The sequence below is a fragment of the Euzebyales bacterium genome, from assembly GCA_036374135.1.
In the GTDB taxonomy this organism is placed as follows: Bacteria; Actinomycetota; Nitriliruptoria; order Euzebyales; family JAHELV01; genus JAHELV01.
On record DASUUK010000015.1, the window covers coordinates 72346 to 98526 of the forward strand.

Consider the following 26181-nt stretch of genomic DNA (forward strand, 5'->3'; position numbering starts at 1 on the left):
CTGCGTGATACGGAGTGGACCTCACCGTGATGACATGCGGTGCAGTCAGCACCCGGCCAGCGGGGACAGCGGCTGCCCGGCAGGCGCCGGACAGCCGCGTATCCTGCGCGTCGTCCCCCTCCTCCGAACTCGCCCGGGCTGTGTCGTACCTCTCCCCGTTCCCCGCCGCTGCCGGCGGTCCCGCGCACGGGCCGACCGTGGTGCCCACTCCGCTCGACGACGTCGTCGTGCTGACCGGCGGCCGCCCCGTCGGCCCCTGCCCGACCCGTGTCACCATCGTCGACGTGACCCACGACAGCCGCGCCGCCGGCCCGGGGGTGTTGTTCGCGTGCCGTCCGGGGGCCATCGCGGACGGCCACGAGTTCGCGCCGGACGCGGTCGGCCGCGGCGCCGCGGCGCTGCTCGTCGAGCGGGCGCTCGACCTGGACGTCCCGCAGGTCCTGGTCGACGACGTCGCGTCGCAGCTCGGCGTGGTCGCGGCGTCCGTGCACGGCGATCCTACGGCCGCGCTGCAGGTGGTCGGCGTGACCGGCACCAACGGCAAGACGACGTGCGCGACGTTGCTCGACGGTGTGCTGTCGGCCACCGGACGACGGACCGGGCTGATCGGCACGGTGGAGACGCGCATCGCCGGCGAGACGGTGCCGGGTGTGCGCACCACGCCGGAGTCGACGGATCTGCAGCGGCTCTTCCACCGCATGCGTGACGCGGGCGTCACGACGGTCGCGATGGAGGTCTCCAGTCACGGCCTGGCGCTCGGGCGGGTCAACGGCACCCGGTTCGCCGTCGCGGTGTTCACGAACCTGACCCATGACCACCTCGACTTCCACGGTTCGATGGAGCGGTACTACGCCGCGAAGGCGCAGCTGTTCACGCCCGCGTTCAGCGCCGCGGGCGTCGTCGACATCGACGATGACTGGGGGCGCCGGCTCGCGGTCGAGGCCACGATCGACGTGACCACGGTCTCGCTGGACCCCGGCTCCGGTGCAGACGTCACGGCGACCCGGATCGCGCCGGGTCCGGCCGGGTCGGTGGTCGACGTCGTCGTGCACGGCACCGCGTACCGCCTCGATGTCGGCCTGCCGGGCCGGTTCAACGTCAGCAACGCGCTGCTGGTGCTCGCGGCGACGTCCGCTCTCGGTGTCCCGGTGGACGAGGCCGCCGCGACGCTGCGACTGCCGTGGTCGGTGTCCGGACGCATGGAGCGCATCGACGAGGGCCAGCCGTTCACCGTCCTCGTCGACTACGCGCACACCCCGGACTCGCTCGCGCGGGTGCTCGCCGCGACGCGCGAGCTCGCCGGGGGCCGGGTCATCGTGACCGTCGGGTGCGGAGGCGACCGCGACCGCGAGAAGCGTCCGGCCATGGGGGCGGCCGCGGTCGCCGGCGCCGACGAGGTGATCTTCACCAACGACAACCCGCGCGCTGAGGACCCTACGGCGATCCTCGCCGCCGTCGTCGAGGGTGCGCGCGGCGTCAGGGGCGGCCGGTGGCGGATCGAACAGGACCGACGGGCCGCGATCGCCGCCGCCCTGGAGATCGCGGCACCCGGTGATGCGGTCGTGATCGCGGGCAAGGGCCACGAGACCGGTCAGCAGCTCGCCGACCGCACGATCGCGTTCGACGACCGCGTCGTCGCACGCGAGCTTCTGCGCGCCGCGACGACGGACCACACCACATGATCGACGTCACGCTGGCGGAGCTCGCCGAGATCGTCGGCGGGGAGCTCCTCGACGAGCGCGCGGACACCGCCGTCGTGCGCGGCGTCACGATCGACAGCCGGGCGGTCGCCGAGGGCGATCTGTTCGTCGCCCTGCCCGGAACCCGCACCGACGGCCACCGGTTCGTCGACACCGCGCTCGCGGCGGGTGCCGCCGGTGCGCTGGTCGCGGCCGACCGCGTCGCCGATCTCAGCCCCGACCCGACGGCCGTGGTCGTCGACGACCCCGCCGACGCGCTGTTGGCGCTCGGGACGTGGGTCCGTGACGCCGTCGACCCGCACGTCGTCGCCGTCACGGGATCAAATGGCAAGACCACGACCAAGGATCTCACCGCCGCCGCGCTGCGGGACCGCACCGTGGTGGCCAACGAAGGCTCGTTCAACAACGAGCTGGGGATGCCGCTGACCTGCTGCCGCATGACCAACGACACCGACGTGCTGGTCAGCGAGCTGGGCATGCGTGGACCTGGGCAGATCGCGCAGCTCGCTGCGCTGCTGCGACCCACCGTGGGCATCGTGACGTCGGTCGCGGGCGTCCACCTCGAGCTGCTGGGCAGCCTCGAGGCGATCGCCGACGCGAAGGGTGAGCTCGTCGAGGCGCTCGACGCCGACGGCGTCGCCGTGCTCGCCGCGGACGACGCGCGGGTGGCGGCGATGGCGCGGCGCACGGTGGCGACCGTCGTGACCTTCGGTACCGCGCCGTCGGCGGACTTCCGGGCCACCGACATCGAGCTCGACCGTCACGCCCGTGCGCGCTTCGTGCTGCACAGCCCGGCCGGGCGGCACGACGTGACGGCGCCGGTCCCCGGCATGCACAACGTCGGCAACGCGCTCGCCGCGCTGGCGGCCGCGACCGCGTCCGGCGTCGACCTGCCGGCGGCCATCGCCGGGCTGGCCGACGCGCGGGTGTCGCGCTGGCGCCTGCAGCTCGAGTCGGTCGGCGACGTGTCGGTCCTCAACGACGCGTACAACGCGAACCCCACGTCCGTCGAGGCTGCGCTGCGGACACTGTGTGCGTTGCCGACCCAGGGCCGCCGCTGGGCCGTGCTGGGCACGATGGCCGAGATCGGTCCCACGAGCGCCGACGAGCACCACCGCGCGGGCGGTGTCGTGGCGGAGCTCGGCGTCGACGCGCTGGTCACCGTCGGGGACGAGGCCGCGGCGATGATCGACGGGGCTGCCACCGCGGATCCCGGGGGTCGCCAGCACCGCTGGGCCGTCGATGACGTCGACGCGGCCGCGCGGATCCTCGCAGAGGAGGTGGGTGACGACGACGTCGTGCTCGTCAAGGCCAGCCGTTCGGCCGGTCTCGAACGGGTGGTGGCACGCTTCGCGGAGCTGCGCGGCACCCATGCGGCGGCCGGGAGGCACCGCGCGTGAGGACGATCCTGCTCGCCGCCAGCCTGGCGCTGGTGATGTCGTTGATCGGCACGCCGGTCGTCATCCGCTTCTTCCGCGCCCGCGGGTACGGTCAGCTGATCCGCGAGGACGGCCCGCGGACGCACTTCGTGAAGCGCGGCACGCCGACGATGGGCGGGACCGCGATCATCCTCGCGGCCGTCCTCGCCTACCTCGTGGCCACCATGCTGCTGGGCCCGCGGTTGTCACCGGGCGGTCTGCTCGTCATGGGCGTGCTGGTGGGCATGGGCGCGGTCGGGTTCATCGACGACCTGCTCAAGCTGCGCCGCAACCGCAGCCTCGGCCTGAACAAGACCGCGAAGTTCATCGGCCAGGCGATCATCGCGATCATCTTCGCGTACGGCGCGGAGTACGTCGCGGAGACGTCGACGAACCTGTCGTTCATCGGCGCGACCGGCATCGACTTCGGTCCGCTGTTCGCGGTGGCCATCTTCCTGATCTTCTCAGGCTTCTCGAACGCGGTGAACCTGACCGACGGCCTCGACGGCCTCGCCGCCGGCACGAGCGCGCTGGTGTTCGGGGCGTACGTCGTCATCGCGTTCTGGCAGTTCCGCCACCCCGAGTTCTACCCGCCGGGCGTCACGATCCACGCCAACGCGATCGCGATCGCCGCCGCATCGACCTTCGGTGCGACCCTCGGCTTCCTGTGGTGGAACGGTCCGCCGGCCAAGATCTTCATGGGTGACACGGGATCGCTGGCCATCGGTGGCATGCTCGCGGCCATGGCGGTGCTGACCGAGACCGAGCTGCTGCTCGTGATCATCGGTGGGCTGTTCGTCGTCGAGACGATCAGCGTCATCGCGCAGGTCTTCAGCTACCGCGTGCTCGGGCGCCGGATCTTCAAGATGGCGCCGTTGCACCACCACTTCGAGCTGGTCGGGTGGCGCGAGACGACGATCATCGTGCGGTTCTGGATCGTCGCGGGGCTGGCGGTCGCGTTCGGTCTGGGGCTGTTCTACAACGACTTCCTGGCCGGCGGGGGCATCGGATGAACTGCGCGGCGCCGACCGTGGCCGCCGGCCCGCGCGGGCGGTGCCACCGGTGAGCGGGTTGCTGGACCGACAGCGCGTGCTCGTGGCGGGGCTCGGGGTCTCGGGCGTCGCCGCCGCGCGGGCGGCCGTCCACGCGGGAGCCGACGTGGGCGTGCACGACGCGTCCCCCATGGCGCTGCCCCGTGCGCGGGCGGCGCTGGACGACGCGGTGACCGTCGTCGACGATCCGGAGACGCCGCTGCGCACGGGCGCCGTCGACATCGTCGTGGCCAGCCCGGGGCTCGCACCGACCACGCCGGTGCTGGCGGCCGCTGGCGCGGCCGGGGTCGCCGTCTGGAGCGAGCCGGAGCTGGCCTGGCGGTTGCTCGACGGCCGCACGCGCGTGCTGGCCGTGACCGGGACCAACGGCAAGACCACGACCACGGAACTGTTGGCCGCGTGCCTCGGCGTGCCGGCGGTGGGCAACATCGGCCGGCCCCTGTCCGCGCTGGTCGACGACCCCCCGCCCACCGTCGTCGCCGAGCTGTCAAGCTTCCAGCTGCACTTCACCCACACGTTGCGGACCGACGTCGGGGTGCTGCTCAACGTCGCCGACGACCACCTCGACTGGCACGGCGACCGCACCGCCTACGGGGCGGCCAAGGCGCGTGTCTGGCGGGGCCAGCGCGGGGCTGGCGCCACCGGACTGCGCGGCAGCGACTGGGCAGTGGTCAACCTCGACGACGACGGTGCGAACGCGGTCGCGTCACGCCACGCGCCACCCGCCGCCCGCGCCGGCTTCACGCTCGCCGTCCCCCCGGCTGACGCGGTCGGCGTGGTCGACGGCACATTGGCGGAACGGCTGACGGGCGCGCAGCCGACGCCGGTGATCGCCGTCGACGCCCTTGGCGTGTCCGGTCCTCACAACGTCGCGAACGCGGCCGCCGCGGTAGCCGCAGCGGTGGCGGCCGGCGCCACGCCGGCCTCGCTGGCCCGCCCGCTCGCCGCCGCGCGCGTCGGCGCCCACCGGCTGGAGACCGTGGCCGACGCCGACGGTGTGCGCTGGGTCAACGACTCGAAGGCGACCAACCCTCACGCGGCCGCCGCGGCGCTGCGGACGTTCCGCTCGGTCATCTGGATCGCGGGTGGTCTGGCGAAGGGCGTCTCGTTCGCACCGCTCGCCGACGACGTCGCGTCACGTGTGCGCCTCGCGCTCACGATCGGCACGTCGGGACCGGACCTCGCCAGGTTCGCACGCGCGCAGGGGACCGAGGCGGTGGAGGCCGGCGACCTCGACACCGCCGTCGCGCTGGCCGCGGACCGCGCGCAGCCCGGTGACGTCGTCCTCCTCGCGCCGGCCTGTGCCTCCATGGATCAGTTCGCTGACTACGCCGAACGTGGAAGCCGGTTCCGCGAGCTGGCGTGGGCGGCCGTCGAGGGAGTCGGCGCCGCGGCGCCGGGGAGCGGATCATGACGGCGGCGGACCGCACCGCAGCGGCGCGGCCCCCCGCGCCGGCCTCCCGGCGCCTGCGCGCGTTGCTGCTGCCACCCGCCTCAGGGGACAGCACGATGCTGTTCGGCGTGCTCGCGGCCACCGTCGTGGTCCTCATCCTGCTCGGCCTGCTGATGACGTTCTCGGCGTCGTTCGTGCAGTCGGCGCTGGCGGGCGACGCGTTCGGCATCTTCCGCAAGCAGGTGCTGTGGTGCCTGGTGGGCATCCCGCCGACCGTCGCCCTCGCCGTCCGTGACTACCGCCGTTGGCGCCCCTACATCCCCTTCGCGACCGCTGTCGCGCTGCTCCTGGCGGTCGTGGTCGTGACGCCACTCGGCATCGAGCGCGCCGGCGCGCAGCGCTGGCTCGGCGTCGAGCCCTTCGTCTTCCAGCCCGCCGAGCTCCTGAAGCTCGCCGTGCCACTGTTCTGCGCCGACGTGCTGGCGCGACGCTGGGGCCGCGTCCGCTCCGGGGACCTGCGCGCGCTCCTCGTGCCGGTCGTGCCGCTGCTGGCGGTCGTGGCCGCACTGATCATGCTCGAACCGGATCTGGAGACCGCCGCGCTGCTCGTCGCGATCGGAGTGGCGATGCTCTACGTGGCCGGGCTCCCGCTGCGCTGGCTGTTCGCGGGCGGCGTCGTCGGGTTGGGCCTGGGGGCGGTCGGCATCGCATCGGCGGACTTCCGCGTCGGCAGGTTCGGCGCGTGGCTCGATCCGAACTCGTCGGCGGCGCTGTTCGGTTACCAGACGCTCCAGGGCTACTACGCGCTGGGCAGCGGCGGCTGGCTGGGAACCGGCCTCGGCGGCGGCCGCGGCAAGTGGCTGTACCTGCCCAACGCGCACACCGACTTCATCTTCGCCATCATCGGAGAGGAGCTGGGCCTGGTCGGCGTGCTGCTGGTGCTCGCCCTGTACGTCGTCATCGCGGTGGTCGGGGTGCGCATCGCCCTGCGCGCGCCGGACTCGTTCGGCCGGCTGCTCGCGATCGGGCTGGTCGCGGGCATCCTGTTGCAGGCGTCCATCAACATGGGCAGCGTCGTCGGGCTGCTGCCGGTCACCGGCGTCACACTGCCGTTCGTCAGCTTCGGAGGGACGTCTCTGGTGGTCACGATGATCAGCGCGGGGCTGCTGCTGTCGATCGCGCGCCACACGCGCCCCGCGGACACGAAGGATGGGAGACGGTCATGACGCACGGAGCGGGCACCGACGGCGAGCTGCGCGCTGGCATGCGGGTGCACCTGATCGGCATCGGCGGTGCGGGCATGAGCGCGCTCGCGTGGATCCTGCTGCAGCGGTCGCACCCGGTGACCGGCAGCGACCTGCGCGCCGGCCGGTCGGTCACCGCCCTGCGGTCCATGGGGGCGCAGATCTTCACCGGCCACGAGGCGCAGTTCGTCGACGGCGCGGAGCTGGTCGTGGCCTCGACGGCGATCCCGGACACCAACCCCGAGCTCGCGCGGGCGCGCGAGCTCGGCCTGCCCGTCCTGCACCGCGCGGAGCTGCTGGCGGCCCTGATGACCGGCTACTCCCAGCTGCTCATCGCGGGGACGCACGGCAAGACGACGACCACGTCCATGGCGACCGTCGGCCTGCAGACGGCCGGCCTCGACCCGTCGTTCGCCATCGGCGGCACGCTGCACGACGCGGGGACCAGCGCCCACCACGGGACGGGACAGTGGTTCGTCGCCGAGGCCGACGAGTCGGACTCGTCCTTCCTGGCGTACGCGCCGGACGTCGCCGTCGTCACGAACATCGACCTCGACCACCACGACGAGTTCGCGGACCTCGACGCAGTGGACCGCGTGTTCCTCGACTTCCTGGGCCGGCGCGGCCCCGACGGCCTCGCGGTCGTGTGCCTCGACGACGTCGGGGTGCGACGGGTGCTCGACCGGATCGGCGGACCGGTCGAGACCTACGGCGAGCACCCCGACGCGACGCTGCGGATCGTCGAGGTCGCACTGGATCCGGAGGGTGGGCGCTTCGGACTGGTCCACGACGGCCAGGACGTCGGACGCTTCGAGATCACCCTCCCGGGTCGCCACAACGTGGCCAACGCCACCGCCGCGGCGCTGGCGTGCAGGCACGCCGGCGCCGATTGGGACGCGATCCGGCGGGGGCTCGCGGTGTTCGCCGGCGCGAACCGCCGCTTCGAGCGGCTCGGCTCTGCCGCCGGGGTCACGCTCGTCGATGACTACGGGCACCATCCGGCGGAGCTGCGGGCAACCCTGGCGGCCGCGCGGCAGACGGCACCCGGCGGACGCGTCATCGCGGTGTTCCAGCCGCACCGCTTCAGCCGGACCGCGGCGTTGGGTACCGAGCTGGGCGGCGCGCTGACCGGTGCGGATCTTGTCATCGTCACCGACGTGTACGGTGCCGGCGAGCAGCCGGTCGCCGGGGTGACGGGACGGCTCGTCGCCGACGCCGCCGCGGACGCGGGTGCCGACGTGCACTACATCCCGTCGGTCGCTGACGTTCCGGGCCGGCTGCTCGGGCTGGTGGTCGAAGGCGATCTCGTGCTGACGCTCGGCGCGGGGGACATCACCGAGGTCGGCCCTGTGGCGCTTGAGCGGTTGCGGGGCGGCCGTGTCTGACCGCCTGCTGTCCGCGCTGCGTGCGGAGATCGACGCCGCGCGCGTGTCGGCCGACGCCCCGCTCGCCGGGTACACGACCCTGCGCATGGGTGGTCCGACGCGTGCGCTCGTGCGGGCCGAGACGGTCGCCGACCTGATCGCGGTAGCGGCGGCCTGCCGGCGGCTCGAGGTGCCGTGGATGGTGATCGGACGGGGCAGCAACCTGCTCGTGTCGGATGCCGGCTGGCCCGGCGTCGCCATCGTGCTGGGCCGGGGGTTCCGCGGCGTCGCCGTCGACGGTGCGGTCGTGCGGGCGGGCGCGGCCGAGCCGATGCCGGCGCTGGCGCGTAGCGTCGCCCGCGAGGGCCTGGCGGGCCTCGCGTTCGGCGTGGCGATCCCCGGCACGGTGGGGGGAGCGGTGCGGATGAACGCCGGCGCGCACGGCGGTGAGATGTGTGACGTCCTGGTTTGGGCCGACGTCGTGCGGATGGGCGACCAGACGACCGAGCGCTGGCCGTCCGACCGCCTGGGATTCTCCTACCGGCACAGCGAGCTCGCCGACGACGCCATCGTGACCGGCGTCGAGTTGCAGCTCGAAACAGCCGACGCCGATGAGCTCGCCGCCGACATGGCCGAGATGCGGCAGTGGCGACGGGACAACCAGCCGATCAACGAACCGAGCTGTGGCAGCGTGTTCCGCAACCCCCCCGACGACTCCGCCGGGCGCCTGATCGAGGCTGCGGGCATGAAAGGGCACCGGGCCGGCGGTGCACAGATCAGCGCACGACACGCCAACTTCATCACGGTGAAACCGGAGGCGCGCGCGGCCGACGTCCACCAGCTCATCCGGTCGGCGCAGCAGGCCGTGCTCGACACGAGCGGCGTGCGCCTGCACACCGAGGTCGTCCTCGCCGGGTTCGACGACGACACCGCCGGCCAGGACAGGCGAGCGGTGCCGATGTGACCACCTCGACCCGCAACGGCCGCATGGACGCCCGCATCCGCGCGCGTCGTGCACGGGTGCGTGCCGACGCGGTGCGGCGGCGGCAGCGGCGCACGGTGACGCTGTTCGTGCTGCTGCTGCTGGCGGCCGGGGTGGCCGTGGCGTTGCGCTCGTCGTTGTTCGACATCGTTGCCGTGCGCGTCGATGGCGTCGATGGCGGACGCGTGGCGGTCGTCGCGCGCACGGCGGCGCTGGAGCGTGGTCAGCACCTGCTGACCGCCCCGCTCGACGACGCCCGCGCGCGTGTCGAGGCCCTGCCGTGGGTGGCCACGGCCGTCGTGCGGCGCGTACCGCCGTCGACCGTCGCGATCGACGTCACGCCACGCGTGCCGCTGCTCACCGTCGAGACCGACGGTGCCTCCTGGAAGATCGACGACGAATCCGTCCTGGTCGACGGGGGGCGGGTCAGCGGCGCGCCTGTGCTCGACCTGCCCGACGCCAGCCTGCCCGAGCCCGGGAAGCAGATCGAGCAGCCCGTGGTGCATGACGCGGTCGAGGTGCACACGAACCTGCCCCGCTGGCTCCGTGAGCAGGTGACCACGTACGAGGTGTCGGACGTGCACGGGCTGGTGCTGCGGCTGCGCGTGCCGGCGGGGCAGCAGCAGGACGGCTCGCGTCCGCAGGCGGCGAGCGTGCGGGTGCGGTTCGGCGACGCGGACGACCTCGCGCTGAAGGTTGAGGTCATCCGCGCGCTGCTGCCGCAGGCGGTCGCAGGGGGCGGTGGCCTGGACGTGCGCGCGCCCGCCAACCCCGTTGTGGTTCCAACAGCGTGATTCGGCGTCGGAGATCCTTGAACTGGGGGAGGTGCTTACGTATGGTCTCGGCCAATCGATAGGTTGACATAACTGTAACCCTTTACTTCAGGGTGAGCGTTGCGCACAGGGACGAGCACGAGCATCGGCGCCGGGCCGAGCACCCGGAGCGGGCCCGGCCCGTCCTCCTGACAGGACCGGAAGGAGCTGCTGTGGCGGCACCTCAGAACTACCTCGCGGTGATCAAGGTCGTCGGCATCGGCGGCGGCGGCGTCAACGCGGTCAACCGCATGATCGAAGCAGGCCTCAAGGGCGTCGAGTTCATCGCCATCAACACCGACGCGCAGGCGCTGCTGATGTCGGACGCCGACGTCAAGCTCGACGTCGGTCGGGACCTGACCAGGGGACTGGGCGCTGGCAGCGATCCCGAGATCGGACGCAAGGCCGCGGAGGAGCACCGCGACGATCTCGAGGAGGTGCTCAAGGGTGCCGACATGGTCTTCGTCACGGCGGGTGAGGGTGGCGGCACGGGCACCGGCGGCGCCCCGGTGGTCGCAGAGGTCGCGCGGAGCGTCGGCGCGTTGACGATCGGTGTCGTCACGCGACCGTTCGCATTCGAGGGCCGCCGCCGCAGCACGCAGGCCGAGCAGGGCATCGACGACCTCCGCGAGGCCGTCGACACGTTGATCGTCATCCCCAACGACCGTCTGCTGGAGATCTCCGACGCGCAGACGACCATGCTGCAGGCGTTCCGGCTGGCCGACGACGTGTTGCTCCAGGGCGTCGCCGGCATCACCGACCTCATCACCACGCCGGGGCTGATCAACACCGACTTCGCCGACGTCAAGGCGATCATGTCCGATGCCGGCAGCGCGCTGATGGGGATCGGTCAGGCGCGTGGTGACCATCGCGCGACCGAGGCGGCGCGGATGGCGGTCAGCTCGCCGTTGCTGGAGGCGTCGATCGAGGGCGCCCAGGGCGTGCTGCTCACGATCGCCGGGGGCAGCGACCTCGGCCTCCACGAGGTCAACGAGGCGGCCGAGATCATAGCCGACGCCGCGGACGAGGACGCCAACATCATCTTCGGCACCGTCATCGACGACGCGCTCGGTGACGAGGTCAAGGTCACGGTGATCGCCGCGGGGTTCGCCCGTGACGGCGGCGCGGGCAGGTCGGCGGTGCGGCCGGTCCGGGTCGCCGAGCGCGAGGACCGCGCGTCGATGGACGAGCCGAGGGCGGACCGCGCGCGCGATTCCGACCGCGTGCCCGCGGACTCCGCGCGGGCCGACAACGGCACCAGGTCGAACGCCGTCAACGGTACGAACGGCGATCACGCGGCGCGGCCCCGGTCGCGGCCGCCGATCGTGATGGACGCCGACGACGACCTCGACATCCCGAGCTTCCTGAAGCGCTGAGCGAAGGCGTTGGGGCCGATGCCATCCACGGTGACCGGAGCTGTCGTGACGGATCCGTCGATCCGTTACGCCTTCTCCTCCGCCGCGGACGGCAACGTGTCGTTGGCTGTCGGCGCCCCCGACGACGCCGCCCGCGCGAAGCTGGCGGCCGCGGTCGGCGCCGAGCGGTCCGACCTGGTGTTCATGCAACAGGTCCACGGCGGCGACGTCGCCGTGGTGGATGCAGACGATCGCGGGCGCGGCCTCGACGTGCACGACGACGGCGTGCCGGCGGTCGATGCACTGGTGGCGACGGCGCCCGGGGTCGCGCTGGTGGTGCAGGTCGCCGACTGCGTGCCGGTGCTCCTGGCCGATCCGGGACACGCGGTCGCCGCGGTGCACGCAGGTCGTGGTGGCCTGGTCGCCGGTGTCGTCGACGCGGCGGTCAAGGCCATGACACCGGCGGTGCCGGCGCGGGTGACCGCCGTCATCGGCCCGGCGATCGGGCGGTGCTGCTACGAGGTCGAGCCCGACCTGGCCGACCGGGTCGCCGCGGACATCCCCGAGGCGCGCGGAACGACGACGTGGAACACCACGGCGATCGACCTGCCCGCCGCAGTGGCCGCCCGGCTCGCGGCGCTCGGCATCTCGGACGTCACCCGCGTCGGTGGCTGCACCCGGTGCACGGCCGAGCAGTGGTTCAGCCACCGTCGGGAACCCGGCGTGGGTCGACAGGCCGGCGTCATCGTGCGTGGGCGGCGGCATGCATGACGCCGGATGCACCGGATCGGGGTGGGCCGGAGCCGTCGACGGTCGCGATGCGGCTCGCCGCCGTGCGCCGGCGCATCGCAGCCGCGGCACGCTCGGTCGACCGCGACCCGGCCGACGTCCGACTCGTGGCGGTCAGCAAGCTCCACCCGCTCGAGCGCGTCCTGGCGGCGCACGCGGCGGGGCAGGAGGAGTTCGGCGAGAGCCGTGCGCAGGAACTGGACGCCAAGTTGGCCGACGCCCGGGCGGCGTCGCTGCGCTGGCACTTCGTCGGACGGCTCCAACGCAACAAGGTGCCACTGGTGGTCGGTCGCGTGGAGCTGATCCACTCCGTCGACCGCAGGCGCCTGGTCACGGCGATCGGCGATCACCTGTACGCGTCCGGCGGGCACCAGGACGTCCTGCTGCAGGTCAACGTCACCGGGGAGCAGCGCAAGGGAGGGTGTGCGCCGGACGCGCTGCCGTCGCTCGCGGAGGCGGTCGCCCGGACCGATGGCCTGGCGGCCGTCGGGCTGATGGCGATCCCGCCGCTCGACGTAGATCCGGCAATCGTCTTCGACCGGCTCCGCGAGCTGCGGGACCGCATCGCGGCGACGCATCCCGGGGTCGTCGAGCTCTCGATGGGCATGTCCGGCGATCTCGAGATCGCGGTGGCCCACGGGGCGACGATCGTCCGCGTCGGCACCGATGTCTTCGGTGCGCGGCCGAGCAACCAGTGAGGAAGGGAAGGCGAGAGGATCATGGCGACGATGCTGCGCAACGCGATGGTTTGGCTCGGTCTGGCTGAGGACTACGAGGACGAGTACGCCGACGAGATCGACGCGACGGCGTCGCGCGCGATCGACGAGCCGGCCGGCGACACGAACGTGCGGCGGCTGGCGACGGCGCGCACGGGCGCGGCCGCCGGCACGCGCGTGCGCGCGCTGGACGACCTGCGCGCCGAGCGGTCTCAGCGCGCCCACCCGGTGTCGCACACGACCGTGCACTACACGGCACCGATGACGTTCAACGAGGTGGAGGAGGTCGGTGACAGGTTCCGCAACGACATCCCCGTGATCATGAACCTGGCGGGAGCGAACGAGAGTGTCGCCAAGCGCGTGCTCGACTTCGCGTCGGGTCTGATCTACGGGTTGGACGGGCGCATCGAGCGGGTAGGGGACCGTGTGTTCCTGTTGACACCGCAGGGCGTGGAGTTCTCGACGGAGGAACGACGTAAGCTTAGTGAGCGCGGGTTCTTCAACCAGGCGTAGCCGTGTGACGGGACGGGAGGTGCAGTGGGTCTGATCCTCGCACTGCTGTGCCTCGTCCTGAACGTGTACTACATCGTGCTGATCATACGTATCGTGCTTTCCTGGATACCCTCCGTACCGGAGCCTGTCCAACCGATCGCCCGGGGCGTGCGCGCCGTCACGGATCCATTGTTGATTCCGTTGCGCGGAGTGATCCCAAGCATAAGGATGGGCGCGATGGCCCTTGACGTATCGCCTATCGTGTTGTTCGTCGCGATCGTCATCCTGCAGCGTTTGGTGTGCTGATGAGCCTGTCACCCCAAGACATCCAGCGAGACTTCAAGGAGCGGTTCCGGGGCTATGACCCGGACGAGGTCGACGAGCACCTGTCGCGCCTCGCCGACCGTGTTGTTTCGCTGCAGGACGAGCGTGACCGTGCGCTCGAGCGCATGCGCGAGATCGAGCGCACGGGTGGCGGCAACGCGGGTGGCGGCAACGGCACGCTCGACTCCGAGCGCCTGCTCAAGCGCACTCTCATCGCGGCTGAGCAGACGGCCGACCGGGTCGTCAGCGAGGCCGAGAGCGAGGCCGAGCGTGTGGTGAGCGACGCGCGACGCCGGGCCGACGAGCTGCTGGCCAGCGCGCGGTCGGCCGCCGACCGTGAGTGGCGGGAGGCCCGCGATGGCGCTGACCGTGTGCGCCGGGCTGTCGCACACCTGCGGGCGTTCCGCGACGACTACACCGAACGGGTCCGCAGCGCGATCGCGGAGCAGCTCGCCGTGCTGGACCGCGTCGGCGACCTGCCCGAGATCCCCTCGTCGGTCGAGCGCCTCGGCGCGTTGTCGGTGGAGGAGCCGCAGCGGCTGCCCGCCGAGACCGGAGGTGACAGCGACAGCGGTTCGTCCCGACGGCGCCAGGCACCCCCGGCGCCTGTGCCGCAGCGCAGCGGGGACGACGAGGCCGCGCCCCGCCGGACCGCGTGGAACGCCAAGCCGGTCGACGACGGCGCGGAAGGGCGCAACGGCTCGTGGTCGCCGCGTCCCGACGGTGTGTGGAGCGCGCAGAACGGCCGCCAGAACGTCGAAGGTGACGACGTCGTCGCGCGGCGTGCGACCGCAGGCTCGCGGTCGCCCAGCGAGGGCGAGAACCGCGACACCGCGTGATCGCGACCGGTCTGGCGATCGAGCTGGTCGCCGCGACCGTGGTCGTGGTCGGGCTCGCGATGGGTCCGTCGGGCGCGCCGTTGCTGTGGTCCAGCGTGGCCATGGTGCTGGTGGGGCTGATCGTGGCGGCCGCGGGCGTCCGCCGTGCCCGGCCCCCGCGTTCGGGGTGGACACCCCCGCGTGCTGCGGGCGGGATCCGCACCGTCGAGTGACGGACGGTCACGCCGCGGCAGGTCCGTCGGCCGCAGCGTAGGCGGCACGTTCGAACGGGTTCTGGCGGTAGCCGTAGCGCAAGAGGCCCGCGAGGTACAGCGGCACGAACAGCGGACCCCACCGCTCCGCCTGCCGCACGTGCACGATCTCGTGGCGCAGCAGACGCTCGCCGGGGGTGCCCGCGGCGATGATCACATGGCCCAGCGTCGCCGCGGCGAAGCCACGCCACCGCAGCATGCGGCCCCCGAGCCCCCGCGCGTCGTCGAACCGGACGACACCGTCGTGCACGCGGGGCGGTGTCCGTGACAGCGCGCCGAGCAAGAGGCCCGCGGCCGTCAGCGGAGCCGCCCAACCGTATGCGACCGCACGTGACACCGGTGAGGTCGGCGGAGAAGGGGCCCATGCCGCCAGCCGTGCGACCACATGCGGCTCTGCGCCCGGTGCCGGCGGCGGGGATGAGGACGGTCGAAGGCGCCACCACAGCACCACGGCCGTCGCGACGGCCGCAATCGCTCCCACCCGGCGCAGTCTCATCTGACGGTGGCCGGACGACGGGGCGCGTCCGATCGTGGGTGTCGGTCGACCGCGGACCGCTCGGCGCGCGCTGCGACGCTGCCGGCGCCGGCAGGTGCATCGCCCGCGCGGCTGTCCGGGCGGTCGTGGTCGGCCTGCACCTGGGCGCGCATGCGTTGCCGCAGATCGTCATCGCGTGCCCACGGATCGGCGATCGGAAAGCGCAGGAGGTGGACGCTGTCGGGTGCGGCCGGGTCCCCTGCCCGCACCAGCGCCTCGTACACCTCGTCGGCCACGAGGGGCATGAACGGCGCCAGCAACGCGGCGAGCGTGACGAGGTACTCGTGTGCCGTGGCGAGGGCGTCCGGGTCGAACGCCGCCCTGAGGGCGCGCACACCGCGGCGGCGGAGCCAGGTTTCCAGCCACGCCACGGCGCGGTGCACGTCGGCCACGGCGCGTCCGGGGTCGGCGCCGGCCAGACACGACCGCACCTCGTCCACCGTCGCCGACAGCTCGGCCAGCAGCCACCGGTCCCATGCGTCGCGGGTGTCCACTGTGGGCGCGCGCACGGCATCCGCCGACGGCAGTCCGGCCTCCTCCGCCGCGGTGCGCACCAGCGCGCACGCTCGACGCAGTGGTTCGATGATGTCGCGGCCGGCGACGCACGCCAAGGACTCGAGGTCATGGTCGCCCGGGCGTGTACCGGCGGCGAGGACCGCCCAGCGTACGGCGTCGCTGTCGTGACGGTCGCACATCTCGCTCACGTCGGTGACGTCGGCGGGGCCCTCGACGCACAGCACGGCGTCGTGCCCACCGGCACCCCACAGCAGGGTGGCGACGGTCAACGTCGCGTCGGCGGCCTCGGCGTCGGGGTCGTCGACGACGACGTCGGCGTGGTGCCGACGTGCGACGCGACCATCGCTGCCCGGGACCGCGGGGAAGCCGAACCGCGCGAACGGCATGACCGCCGCGAGGAACCGCGCGTCCAGCGTGAGCGGCACCCGGTGGGCGGTGCCCTCCCCGCAGGACGGGCACGTGAAGGTCGCGCGCGTGACCACGTCCTCTGTGGGGTCGACGTCGACCAGTTCCTCGCCGGTCAACGTCGCGAGCTCCGACCGCCCGGCGACCGGCGTGACCGCGTCGCAACGGTCGCACTGCCACAGGGGCAGCGGCGGGCCCGGCCCACCCGCGCCGGTCACCACCCAGTCCTCGTCGCCGAGCGCCCACGCGCTGACCGGCCGTGCGCCACAGCGCGAGACGCGGCCGTGCTCCTCGTGCAGCTGTGCCCGCCACCGGGACGTGGCGAGCACCCACTGCGCGCACGTCGTCGGCGTGCCCGTGGGCGCTGTCGCGTCGTCATCCTCGTGCCCGGTCCCGAGCAGCAGACCCCGCTCGCGCAGTTCGGCCAGCAGTTCGTCCGACCGATCGGCGCGTGCGCTGCCGTCCGCACGATCCTGTGCCGCCGCCGGACCGTCCTCGGCGACGGACGGCACCGGATGGGCGCCGGTGCCGGCGTTGGCATCGGACCGTGGCGCAGGCACGACCGTGACCGGGCCGGTGCCGCCGTCCAACGGATGGCGGCACGTCACCGCGAGCAGTTCCTCAACGGCCACGTCGCGGTGCACGGTCGCGCCATCGCCCAGCACGGCCGGCACAGCGGTGCGGGCGACCACGACGGGGTAGGCGTCGTCGACGGCCTGCGCCAGCACCCTGTCGACGCCGGGGGTCAACGCGACCGCCGTCGTCGCGGGCAGCGCGTCCGCCTCCGCCGTCACCAGCAATGACGCCCCGGCCGTCCGCAGCGCGCCGTCACCCGTGACGGGGAACCGCACGACGGCCCGCCCGGTCTTCACGGTCGGAACCTGCGGGTGCCCGTCGTGGTCGCAGGTGCCAGCGGTGGCACGACGCTCGTACAGCAGTCCCGCGTGCCAGAGTTGATCGACCGCCCACCACGCGGAGTCGATGTACGACGCCCGCGCGAGGTCGTAGTGCACGATGTCGTCGTCGTCACAGGCCAGCCGACGTCCGAGTTCGTCGGTGGCCCCGGACCGGTGGCGCGCGGCGGCGTGCTCGATGCGCGCGCCATCCATGGCGCCGTGCCGGGCCACCACGTCCGTGGCGATCAGCACAGCTGTGTCGACGGTGTCGGCGTCGCTCCCGGCCGCCGGGGGCATCGCGTGGACGACCAACGTCTTCGCGTCCGGGTCGCGCGGCGGATCGGGTCGCCCTCGCAGCCTGCGCTCACGCCAGCGGGTGCGCACGGCCGCCTCGGCCTCACGCGCACCCGCCCCCGACCCGTCCGATGACGGGCGCACACCTTGCCGGGCGAGCTCACCGCTGCATGCGATCAGGTCACGTGACCTACCGCTGGCGCTGTCTGAGGTCGGGTCATGTGACCTACCGCTGGCGCTGTCTGAGGTCGGGGGCGTGCGGACCACCTCCAGCCGGCCGGGCGGTCCGTGGCGTCCCCGTCGCAGCCCGCGACGTACGCGCCAACTGCGGCGGCGTCCACGGTGCACCGGACCAATGTCGTAGACGGCCGTCACGATATACCCTCGCGGCGGTGGTCCGGCGGATCCTGACCCACCCCCCCGACCGTTGTGGATGACGAGATCGTGAGCACCGTCGACGCCGCGTGCCGCGTCGACGGCGACGACGTGCTTCTCGCCGTACGGGTGCGGCCCGGCGCGCGCGACGAGGGCCGGGGAGCTGTTCGAGCCGTGCCCGCGTCGCACGGCGGACCTGACCGTGTGGTGCTCTCCTGGAGCGTGCGTGCGCCGGCCACCGGTGGACGCGCCAATGCAGCGCTGTGCCGGTCGGTCGCCGATGTCGTCGGCGTCGCACCGTCGGCGGTGACCGTCGTCTCCGGTGCGACGGCCCGCGTCAAGGTCGTGCGCATCCTCGGGCGTACGGTCGCCCAGGTCGCCGCCGCACTGCGATGAGCGCCGATGACACGGTCGCGTCCGAACGCGTACGGTGGCCACGCAGGCGGCAGTGGCGACAGGCGGAACGGCTCGTGACACAGCACCCCCCGGTTGGTCCGGGTGACGATGCGGCGACGGACGTGTCGCCACGGGCCGACCGTCCCGCCATCGGCGCGCCGACCCGATCCGCCGACGCCGCTGCGCGCGCGGCCACACCGGTCGACGCGACCCAAAGGCGCGCCGGCCCGGATGCCGGTGCGACGCCGGACGGGGCGTCGGTGGCGGCCGTGCCGCGGCGTGCGTTGCCGGGGCGGCTGGTGTGGGTCGTGTGGTCGGCCGTCGCGCTCGCCGTGCTGGTGTGTGACCAGGCGACCAAGGGGCTGGCCGTCGCCGAGCTGTCCGACCGGGTGGTCGATCTGGGGTTCATGGACCTGCGGCTGATCCGAAACCCCAACGCGGCGTTCGACATCCCCGGTTTTCCCGGCATGTTCCTGCTGGTGGCGATCGTCGTGCTCACGATGATCGTGCGCACGCTGCCGACCACCGACCGGCTGTCGCTCGCCGCCGGGTACGGCCTGCTGACCGGTGGAGCCCTGGGCAACGCGATCGACCGCATCGCGCGGGATCCGGGGTTCCCCGCCGGTCACGTTGTTGACTTCTTCGATCTGCGCTGGTTCCCGGTGTTCAACATCGCGGACTCGGCCATCGTGTGCGGCGCGATCCTGCTGGGGCTGCTGCTGCTGCTCGCCGAACGCGAGGAGCGGCGGCAGGCTGCGACGACACCGCGTCGTCCGTCGGTGCGACCGGACACGTCGACGCCCCGCCGCTGATGCAGGCGTCGCTGACGGTGCCGCCCGCCGCCGGCGGCGGCCGCATCGATCGGGTCCTGGCGACGCTGCTCGACGAGTCGCGTGCACGGGCCGCCGCGCGACTGGACCGCGGGGACGTCACGGTGGACGGCGAGGTCGTCGCGAAGTCGTACCGCGTGCGCGGTGGCGAGCGCATCGAGATCGCGGTGGCACCCGGGGAGGCCCCGACCGCGCCGCCGCCCGTGCCGGTCCGCCACGAGGACGACGACCTGCTGGTCGTCGCCAAGCCGGCCGGCATGGTGGTCCATGCGGGCGCCGGCGTGCGCGACGGCACGCTCGTCGACGCGTTGCGCGCGATGGGCAGGGCGCTCGCGCCCGCCGACGACCCCGCCCGCCCCGGCATCGTCCATCGCCTCGACCGCGGCACGTCCGGCCTGCTCGTCGTGGCGAAGACGGCGGACGCCCTGTCGGGGCTGCGCAACCAGTTCGACGACCGCAGCGTCACCCGGCGCTACTGGGCACTGGTCGACGGGGTCCCGGCGCACCACCGGGCGATGATCGACGCGCCGATCGCCAGGCACCCGGGAGACCGCACGCGGTTCTGGACCGCGACGGACGGCCGTCCGGCCATCAGCCACTACGAGGTCGAGCGGTCGTGGTCGGACGCGAGCAGCGTCCGCGTGCGTCTGGAGACCGGGCGGACGCACCAGGTGCGCGTCCACCTCGCGGCGGTGGGCCACCCCGTCTGCGCCGACGTCGTGTACGGGGCGTCGTCCGCACGTGCCGCCGCGCTCGGGCTGACGCGGTCTGCGCTGCACGCGGTCGAGCTCGGCTTCGTCCACCCCGTGACCGGCCGCACGGTGCACCTGATAGAGGACCTGCCCGACGATCTGCGGCGCGCCGTCGCGCGGCTCGACGGGGCCGCGTGAGTCGTCCCGGCAATCGCTGCATCGCACCACCGATGTGCTAGCGTTCCGGCTCACACGGGTGTCGTTCGCCGGGCCCGACAACGCGCCACGGTGGGCCGTCCCGCCGTCGCGCGGCGGAGCGCGCCGGCGGTCCCGTGCAGCACCGGCGGTGGGACGTCGGCGCGGCGTCCGAGAGCTACAGCGCAACGACGCGAGGAGGAGCGTGAGCGACTCGTTCGTCCACCTGCACACCCACACCGAGTACTCGATGCTCGACGGTGCCAGCCGTGTCGACGACCTCATGCGGACAGCCGCCCGGCAGGCCATGCCGGCGATGGCGATGACCGACCACGGCCAGATGTTCGGAGCGCTGGACTTCTACAAGGCCGGTCTGCGCCACGGCGTCAAGCCGATCATCGGCTGCGAGCTGTACATGGCGCCCGGCAGCCGCTTCACCAAGGGCACCCGTGGCCCGGCTGGAGACGAGACGATGTTCTCCGGCGGCGGACGCAGTGGCAAGGTCGAGCCGTACTACCACCTCATCGTGCTGGCGACCGACGCTGTCGGCTACCGCAACCTGATGCGCCTGTCCTCACGCGCCTACCTCGAGGGGTACTGGTACAAGCCGCGCGCCGACAAGGAACTGCTCGCCGAGTACGCCGACGGGCTCGTCTGCCTGTCCGGATGCCTCGGATCCGAGGTCAACCAGTTGCTGTTGTCCGGCGACCGTGACGCCGCCCTGGCGGCCGCCGCGGCGCACCGCGACATCTTCGGTGCCGACAACTACTTCATCGAGTTGCAGGACCACGGGATCGACGGGCAGCGCCGGACCAACCCCGAGCTGATCCACATCGCCCGCGACCTGGGCGTCGGCCTCGTGGCCACCAACGACAGCCACTACACCACGCGTGCGGACCACGACGCGCATGACGCGCTGCTGTGCATCCAGACGGGGTCGCTCAAGTCCGACACCGACCGCTTCAAGTTCCACGGCGATCAGCACTATGTCAAGACGGCCGACGAGATGCGGGCGCTGTTCCCGGACCACCCGGAAACGTGGCGCAACACCGTCGAGATCGCCGAGCGCTGTGAGCTCGAGGTCGACTTCGGCACGCATCACCTCCCGCGGTTCGCGGTACCGGCGGGTCGGACCGAGGCCGATGTGCTGCGCGAACAGGTGTTCGCGGGCGCCAGGCAGCGGTACGGGACCACCGGGGACGGCACGCTGCGGCCGGACGTGGTGGAGCGGCTCGAGCACGAGCTCGGCGTCATCGAGCAGATGGGCTACCCCGCCTACTTCCTGATCGTGGCGGACTTCTGCAACCACGCCCGCGACGTGGGCATCCGGGTCGGCCCGGGCCGGGGGTCGGCGGCCGGGTGCGCCGTCTCGTACTGCATGGGGATCACCGACCTCGATCCCATCGAGCACGGGCTCATCTTCGAGCGCTTCCTCAACCCGCACCGCGTGTCGATGCCCGACATCGACATCGACTTCGACGAGCGCCGGCGCGGCGAGATGATCCGCTACGTCACGGAGCGTTACGGCGCCGATCACGTCGCGCAGATCATCACCTTCTCGACCATCAAGGCCAAGCAGGCCATCAAGGACGCGGCCCGGGTGCTCGGCCACCCCTACGGCTTCGGGGAACGGCTGACCAAGATGCTGCCGCCGGCCGTCATGGGTCGCGAGTACCCCCTGGACCAGGCGCGCGAGCTGTCGGCGGAGCTGCGCGAGGCGTGGGAGACCGAGCCCGACGCCAAGCAGGTGCTCGACACGGCGGCGAGCCTCGAGGGGCTGCGGCGTCAGCACTCGATCCACGCCGCCGGCGTCGTGATCGGCGCCGAGCCGATCACCAACCATGCCCCGGTGCTGCGCGTCGAGGCCGACGGCGAGATCGTCACCCAGTACGACGGAGGCATGGTCGAGGCCATCGGCCTGCTCAAGATGGACTTCCTCGGGCTGCGCAACCTGACCGTCATCTCCGACGCGCTGGACCACATCGAAGCCACGACCGGCGAGCGCATCGAGATCGAGGACGTCCCGCTCGACGACGACCGCACGTACAAGATGCTGTCGGAGGGCGACTCCGACGGCGTCTTCCAGCTCGACTCCGCCGGCATGAAGGCGCTGGTGCGCCAGCTCAAGCCGGACCGCTTCGACGACATCGTCGCCCTGCTCGCGCTCTACCGGCCGGGCCCGATGAGGGCCGAGCTGCACACCGAGTACGCCAGGCGCAAGCATGGCCTGTCGAAGGTGTCACTGCTGCACGAGGACCTCGGAGAGTTCCTCGACAACACCTACGGGATCCTGGTGTACCAGGAGCAGGTGCTGCAGATCGCGCAGAAGGTCGCCGGGTTCTCGCTCGGTGAGGCCGACATGCTGCGGCGTGCGATCGGCAAGAAGAAGCGCTCCGAGATGGAGGCGCAGAAGGCCAAGTTCCTGTCTGGCATCGTCTCCAGCGGCTACGACGAGTCGTTCGGGACCAAGCTGTGGGACCTCATCGAGGGCTTCGCCGACTACGCGTTCAACAAGTCGCACTCGGCCGGGTACGGGCTGGTCAGCTACCAGACGGCCTGGCTGAAGGCCAACTATCCGGTCGAGTACATGGCGGCGCTCCTGACCTCGGTCAAGGGCAACAAGGACCGTCTGCCGCTGTACCTGCACACGTGCCGGTTGATGGGCATCGACGTCCTGCAGCCCGACGTCAACGCCAGCAAGCTCGACTTCGCTCCGGCCGACGGCAGGATCCGGTTCGGCCTGTCGGCGGTGCGCAACGTCGGCGGGCAGGTCGTCGAGGCGATCATCGACGCCCGGCGGCGCAGCGGCGTGTTCACCAGCTTCGCCGACTTCTGCGCCAAGGTCGACGTCGGGTGCCTGAACCGCCGGACGCTCGAGTCGCTGATCAAGGCCGGCGCCTTCGAGTCGCTCGGCCACCCGCGCAAGGGCCTGCTGCTGTCGTTCGAGCCGATCGCCGAGGAAGCCATCGCCCGCAAGCGGGCAGAGGCGGAGGGCCAGTTCTCGCTGTTCGACTCGGCTGGCGACGCCGCCGACGACGTGTCGCTGCTCGACGGCGTGGTGATCGCCGACATCGAGTTCGAGCGCCGCGAGAAGCTCGCGCACGAGCGCGAGATGCTCGGGCTGTACGTCTCCGACCATCCGCTGCTGGGCATGGAGCGCCTCCTGGCAGAGCTGTCGTCGGTCTCGATCGGCGAGCTCGTCGAGTCGGGGGGCGGCCGCGACGACGTCAAGGTGGCCGGCATCCTGACGGGGCTCGCCAAGAAGTTCACCCGCAAGGGCGAGCCGTACGTCGTGGGCACGCTCGAGGACCTGCGCGGCAGCATCGACTGCATCTTCTTCCCCAGTGTGTACCAGGCCGCGGCGGATCTGCTGACCGACGACGCGCTGCTGCGGGTCACGGGCCGACTGGACAACGCCGACCCACCCAAGATCATCGCGCTCGACGTCGTCGCGCCCGACACATCCGACGTCGACGGCCGGCCCCTCGTGCTCCAGGTCGCGCCCCAGCAGTGCACGGACACGGTCGTCAGCCGTCTGCGGTCGATCCTCGCGGACCACCCGGGTCCGGTGCCGGTGCACCTGCAGCTGGGGCTGCAGCCACACGCGAACCCGACCACGTTGCGGTTGCCGGCCGACTACAGCGTCAGCCGCAATCCGGGCCTGTTCGCGGAGCTGTCGGAGGTCCTCGGCCCCGAAGCCGTCGCCTCCTAGGTCGGTAGCGTGCCCCGCGGCGACCACGACCACCCCGCCACCGTCGCTCCGCTCACACCGACGGTGCCGCATGCGGTGCGCGCGGGCGATCGCGTGGCGGTCGTCAGCCCATGCGGGCCGGTGCTCGACCACGGCCTGCTCGATCGCGGCATCGCACTGCTCGCGTCGTGGGGCCTGGACGTCGTCGAAGGCGTCCACGTTCGTCACTCGCGTGGGCACCTCGCCGGTTCGGACGACCAGCGCACATCGGACCTCAACGGTGCGATCGCCGACCCGGCCGTCCGGGCGATCTGGATCGCCCGTGGTGGGTATGGGATCACGCGCATCCTGGATCGGATCGACTGGGACGCGCTGGCGCGTGATCCGACGCTGATCGTCGGGTTCAGCGACGTGACGGCGCTGCTGGCGGCGGCACGACATCGCCTCGGGCTGGTCGGGGTGCACGGACACTTCGTGGGCCGCCTCGCTGTGCAGCCGGAACCCGCCGTCACGCAGCTGCGTCGTCTGGTGTTCGGTGAGGACACCGAAACGGTGCTGCACGGTGCCGCGCTCGCGGGGACGCCGCTGACGGCGGTCAGCGGGCCACTGGTGGGGGGCAACCTGACGGTGCTGGCGGCGCTCGCAGGGACACCACACCGCATCGACGCGCGCGGATGCGTGCTGCTGCTCGAGGAGGTGGGCGAGGCGCCCTACCGCGTCGACAGGCTGCTGACGCAGCTGCGCGACAGCGGTGCGCTCGACGGGGTCGCCGGCGCCGCGGTCGGCACGCCGGTCCGCTGCGATCCACCCGCGACGCGACCGTCCGGTTCGTTCAGCGACGTCGTCGCCGACCGCCTCGGTGAGCTCGGTGTGCCCGTCGTCACCGACCTGCCGATCGGGCACATGCCCGAGCAGCGGGCGGTCCTGCATGGCGGACGGGTCACGCTCGACGCGTCGACCGGTCTCCTGACGTCACACGACCGCCTGCCATCACGGCGTGCGCACGGCCGGCCCCGGTCGGGTGCAGGCCCGCATCCGCGTCGCTGATCCTTCCATCTGCCCGCCGCGGAGTGCACACTTCACGCCGAGCGATCCCATGGGGGCTGCGATGTGGGCGAACCGGCTGCGCCGGACGCTGGTGGTTGCGGTGGTCAGCGCGATGCTGCTCGGCCTGGTCGCACCGGCCACCGCCGAGTCGCGCAGAGCCACGCCGGTCGCCGTCCGCGGTGCCACGTGGCGGGTGCGTCACAGCAACAGCGCGGGTCCGCCGCACCGGGTGTTCCGCTACGGGCGCGTCGGCGACGTACAGGTGATGGGGGACTGGAACCGCGACGGCGTGTCGAGCCCCGGCGTCGTCCGCGGCAACCGGTGGCTGCTGCGCAACTGGCCCAGCGGCGGCCCGCCCGGGTGGCGCTTCCGGTTCGGGCGGCGTGGCGACGTGCCGGTGGTGGGGGACTGGAATGGCGACGGTCGGACGACGATCGGTGTGATGCGCGGGAACCGGTGGCTGCTGCGCAACCGGTTGAGCGGTGGCCCCGCGGGGCGCGACCTCCGGTTCGGGCGGCGTGGCGACGTGCCGGTGGTGGGGGACTGGAACGGCGACGGTCGGACGACGATCGGTGTGGTGCGCGGGAACCGGTGGCTGCTGCGCAACAGCAACACCGGTGGTCCGCCGCATCATGACTTCCGGTTCGGGCGGCGTGGCGAGGTACCGGTGGTGGGGGACTGGAACCGTGACGGCCGGACCACGATCGGCATGGTGCGCGGGCGGCGGTGGCGGCTGCGCAACCGCTTCAGCGGCGGGCCGCCGCATCGGTCCTACGGGTACGGCGCGTGCGGCGACGTCTTCGTCAGCACCCAGTCGGCCAGGACGACACCCGGCGTGCCGCCCTCGCTCACATCGACGGAGTGGACGACCCTGCCGACATCGCGGAAGGTCGTCGCGTTGACGTTCGACGCCGGAGCCAATGCGGCGGCCGCGAGGTCGATCCTGTCGACCCTCGAGCGCAAGCGCGCACGGGGGACGTTCTTCGTGACAGGTCGGTGGCTGGCCCGGCACCCCCGCCTCGGACGGGCGATCGCCGGCCGGTACCCGACGGGCAACCACACCTGGTCCCACCCGGACCTCACGACGCTGGCCGACAGACGGGTCCGCAGCCAGATCGTCGACACGGACCGCCGGATCCGGTCGACGACGGGCACCGAACCTCGGCCGTGGTTCCGCTTCCCGTTCGGCGCGCGCGACGCCCGGACGATCCGGATCGCCAGGTGCCTGCAGTACGGGTCGGTCCGGTGGACCGTCGACACGCTCGGATGGAAGGGCACATCGGGCGGGCAGAGCGTGAACTCGGTCGTCCGGCGCGTCCTCGACGGACTCCGCCCCGGCGCGATCATCCTCATGCACGTCGGTTCGCACCCCACCGACCGGTCGACCCTCGACGCGGACGCGTTGCCACGCATCATCGACGCCCTCCGCGCCCGCGGGTACGGACTGGTGACGCTGGATCGGTACGGCTGACGGCGGGTCGTCGTCGTCGCCGTGCGGGCACACCGCCAAACGCGGCCGATGCAACAGTGCGATGTTGCGTCGCGCGTCCATGGCATCCGGTGTCGGCCCGAAAGCGG

At 72.5% G+C, this 26181-nt stretch carries 23 protein-coding genes; 21 read left to right on the forward strand and 2 right to left on the reverse strand.

Annotation, left to right across the window (positions count from 1 at the left end):
• The first annotated feature begins 197 nt into the window (after nt 1-197).
• From VFZ70_02145 to VFZ70_02215, 15 genes are all read left to right on the forward strand, one after another.
• Nucleotides 198-1682, forward strand: a complete 1485-nt coding sequence (locus VFZ70_02145) for a UDP-N-acetylmuramoyl-L-alanyl-D-glutamate--2,6-diaminopimelate ligase (GenBank protein HEX6254589.1) — start codon at nt 198-200, stop codon at nt 1680-1682.
• The gene (gene murF, locus VFZ70_02150) at nt 1679-3100 is read left to right on the forward strand and encodes a UDP-N-acetylmuramoyl-tripeptide--D-alanyl-D-alanine ligase (GenBank protein ID HEX6254590.1); all 1422 of its coding nucleotides are present in this window, start codon (nt 1679-1681) and stop codon (nt 3098-3100) included. Before VFZ70_02145 ends, murF begins: the two co-directional genes overlap by 4 nt.
• Nucleotides 3097-4131 carry a phospho-N-acetylmuramoyl-pentapeptide-transferase gene (gene mraY, locus VFZ70_02155; GenBank protein HEX6254591.1) on the forward strand — a complete coding sequence of 345 codons (1035 nt, stop codon included), beginning with the start codon at nt 3097-3099 and terminating at the stop codon, nt 4129-4131. The genes murF and mraY overlap by 4 nt, the downstream gene beginning before the upstream one ends.
• A 49-nt stretch (nt 4132-4180) precedes the next feature.
• Nucleotides 4181-5584, forward strand: a complete 1404-nt coding sequence (gene murD / locus VFZ70_02160) for a UDP-N-acetylmuramoyl-L-alanine--D-glutamate ligase (protein HEX6254592.1) — start codon at nt 4181-4183, stop codon at nt 5582-5584.
• Nucleotides 5581-6789, forward strand: a complete 1209-nt coding sequence (gene ftsW, locus VFZ70_02165) for a putative lipid II flippase FtsW (GenBank protein HEX6254593.1) — start codon at nt 5581-5583, stop codon at nt 6787-6789. Before murD ends, ftsW begins: the two co-directional genes overlap by 4 nt.
• On the forward strand, nt 6786-8192 hold the full coding sequence (gene murC / locus VFZ70_02170; protein HEX6254594.1) for a UDP-N-acetylmuramate--L-alanine ligase: 1407 nt from the start codon (nt 6786-6788) through the stop codon (nt 8190-8192). Before ftsW ends, murC begins: the two co-directional genes overlap by 4 nt.
• Complete coding sequence (murB, locus tag VFZ70_02175; protein ID HEX6254595.1) at nt 8185-9135, forward strand: UDP-N-acetylmuramate dehydrogenase; 951 nt, start codon at nt 8185-8187, stop codon at nt 9133-9135. The genes murC and murB overlap by 8 nt, the downstream gene beginning before the upstream one ends.
• Nucleotides 9132-9947, forward strand: coding sequence for an FtsQ-type POTRA domain-containing protein (locus VFZ70_02180; GenBank protein ID HEX6254596.1), 816 nt, complete (start codon nt 9132-9134; stop codon nt 9945-9947). Before murB ends, VFZ70_02180 begins: the two co-directional genes overlap by 4 nt.
• A 191-nt stretch (nt 9948-10138) precedes the next feature.
• A complete protein-coding gene (gene ftsZ, locus VFZ70_02185) occupies nt 10139-11341 on the forward strand; it encodes a cell division protein FtsZ (protein ID HEX6254597.1) in 1203 nt (400 codons plus the stop codon).
• An 18-nt stretch (nt 11342-11359) separates the two neighbouring features.
• The gene (locus tag VFZ70_02190; protein HEX6254598.1) at nt 11360-12091 is read left to right on the forward strand and encodes a polyphenol oxidase family protein; all 732 of its coding nucleotides are present in this window, start codon (nt 11360-11362) and stop codon (nt 12089-12091) included.
• A complete protein-coding gene (locus tag VFZ70_02195; protein HEX6254599.1) occupies nt 12088-12807 on the forward strand; it encodes a YggS family pyridoxal phosphate-dependent enzyme in 720 nt (239 codons plus the stop codon). The genes VFZ70_02190 and VFZ70_02195 overlap by 4 nt, the downstream gene beginning before the upstream one ends.
• A 21-nt stretch (nt 12808-12828) precedes the next feature.
• On the forward strand, nt 12829-13338 hold the full coding sequence (locus VFZ70_02200) for a cell division protein SepF (GenBank protein ID HEX6254600.1): 510 nt from the start codon (nt 12829-12831) through the stop codon (nt 13336-13338).
• A 24-nt stretch (nt 13339-13362) separates the two neighbouring features.
• Nucleotides 13363-13623 carry a YggT family protein gene (locus tag VFZ70_02205; GenBank protein ID HEX6254601.1) on the forward strand — a complete coding sequence of 87 codons (261 nt, stop codon included), beginning with the start codon at nt 13363-13365 and terminating at the stop codon, nt 13621-13623.
• Nucleotides 13623-14480 (forward strand): DivIVA domain-containing protein, encoded by an 858-nt coding sequence (locus tag VFZ70_02210; GenBank protein HEX6254602.1) that lies wholly within the window; start codon nt 13623-13625, stop codon nt 14478-14480. Before VFZ70_02205 ends, VFZ70_02210 begins: the two co-directional genes overlap by 1 nt.
• Nucleotides 14477-14692 (forward strand): hypothetical protein, encoded by a 216-nt coding sequence (locus VFZ70_02215; GenBank protein ID HEX6254603.1) that lies wholly within the window; start codon nt 14477-14479, stop codon nt 14690-14692. Before VFZ70_02210 ends, VFZ70_02215 begins: the two co-directional genes overlap by 4 nt.
• A gap of 7 nt (nt 14693-14699) precedes the next feature.
• Here VFZ70_02215 and VFZ70_02220 read toward each other — a convergent pair whose 3' ends face one another.
• Together VFZ70_02220 and VFZ70_02225 are read right to left on the reverse strand one after the other, a co-directional pair.
• Complete coding sequence (locus VFZ70_02220) at nt 14700-14981, reverse strand: hypothetical protein (GenBank protein ID HEX6254604.1); 282 nt, start codon at nt 14979-14981, stop codon at nt 14700-14702.
• Nucleotides 14982-15223: 242 nt separating this feature from the next.
• The gene (locus VFZ70_02225) at nt 15224-17467 is read right to left on the reverse strand and encodes a class I tRNA ligase family protein (protein HEX6254605.1); all 2244 of its coding nucleotides are present in this window, start codon (nt 17465-17467) and stop codon (nt 15224-15226) included.
• Between the two features lie 354 nt (nt 17468-17821).
• Here VFZ70_02225 and VFZ70_02230 point away from each other — a divergent pair, with 354 nt between their 5' ends.
• The 6 genes from VFZ70_02230 to VFZ70_02255 all read left to right on the forward strand — a co-directional run bounded on the left by VFZ70_02230 (nt 17822) and on the right by VFZ70_02255 (nt 26074).
• Nucleotides 17822-18148 (forward strand): DUF167 family protein, encoded by a 327-nt coding sequence (locus VFZ70_02230; GenBank protein ID HEX6254606.1) that lies wholly within the window; start codon nt 17822-17824, stop codon nt 18146-18148.
• 74 nt (nt 18149-18222) lie between these two features.
• Nucleotides 18223-18960, forward strand: a complete 738-nt coding sequence (locus tag VFZ70_02235; GenBank protein HEX6254607.1) for a signal peptidase II — start codon at nt 18223-18225, stop codon at nt 18958-18960.
• Complete coding sequence (locus tag VFZ70_02240) at nt 18960-19868, forward strand: RluA family pseudouridine synthase (protein ID HEX6254608.1); 909 nt, start codon at nt 18960-18962, stop codon at nt 19866-19868. Before VFZ70_02235 ends, VFZ70_02240 begins: the two co-directional genes overlap by 1 nt.
• A 202-nt stretch (nt 19869-20070) precedes the next feature.
• Nucleotides 20071-23577 (forward strand): DNA polymerase III subunit alpha, encoded by a 3507-nt coding sequence (gene dnaE / locus VFZ70_02245; GenBank protein ID HEX6254609.1) that lies wholly within the window; start codon nt 20071-20073, stop codon nt 23575-23577.
• Nucleotides 23578-23586: 9 nt separating this feature from the next.
• Nucleotides 23587-24603, forward strand: a complete 1017-nt coding sequence (locus VFZ70_02250; protein ID HEX6254610.1) for an LD-carboxypeptidase — start codon at nt 23587-23589, stop codon at nt 24601-24603.
• 49 nt (nt 24604-24652) lie between these two features.
• On the forward strand, nt 24653-26074 hold the full coding sequence (locus tag VFZ70_02255) for a polysaccharide deacetylase family protein (protein HEX6254611.1): 1422 nt from the start codon (nt 24653-24655) through the stop codon (nt 26072-26074).
• The last annotated feature ends 107 nt before the right edge of the window (nt 26075-26181 follow it).

Coding starts and splice junctions, on each gene's coding strand:
- VFZ70_02200 (HEX6254600.1), top strand. CDS start 12,829: ATGGCGACGATGCTGCGCAACGCGATGGTTTGGCTCGGTCTGGCTGAG.
- VFZ70_02210 (HEX6254602.1), top strand. CDS start 13,623: ATGAGCCTGTCACCCCAAGACATCCAGCGAGACTTCAAGGAGCGGTTC.
- VFZ70_02240 (HEX6254608.1), top strand. CDS start 18,960: ATGCAGGCGTCGCTGACGGTGCCGCCCGCCGCCGGCGGCGGCCGCATC.
- murF (HEX6254590.1), top strand. CDS start 1,679: ATGATCGACGTCACGCTGGCGGAGCTCGCCGAGATCGTCGGCGGGGAG.
- VFZ70_02195 (HEX6254599.1), top strand. CDS start 12,088: ATGACGCCGGATGCACCGGATCGGGGTGGGCCGGAGCCGTCGACGGTC.
- ftsW (HEX6254593.1), top strand. CDS start 5,581: ATGACGGCGGCGGACCGCACCGCAGCGGCGCGGCCCCCCGCGCCGGCC.
- VFZ70_02190 (HEX6254598.1), top strand. CDS start 11,360: ATGCCATCCACGGTGACCGGAGCTGTCGTGACGGATCCGTCGATCCGT.
- murC (HEX6254594.1), top strand. CDS start 6,786: ATGACGCACGGAGCGGGCACCGACGGCGAGCTGCGCGCTGGCATGCGG.
- VFZ70_02255 (HEX6254611.1), top strand. CDS start 24,653: ATGGGGGCTGCGATGTGGGCGAACCGGCTGCGCCGGACGCTGGTGGTT.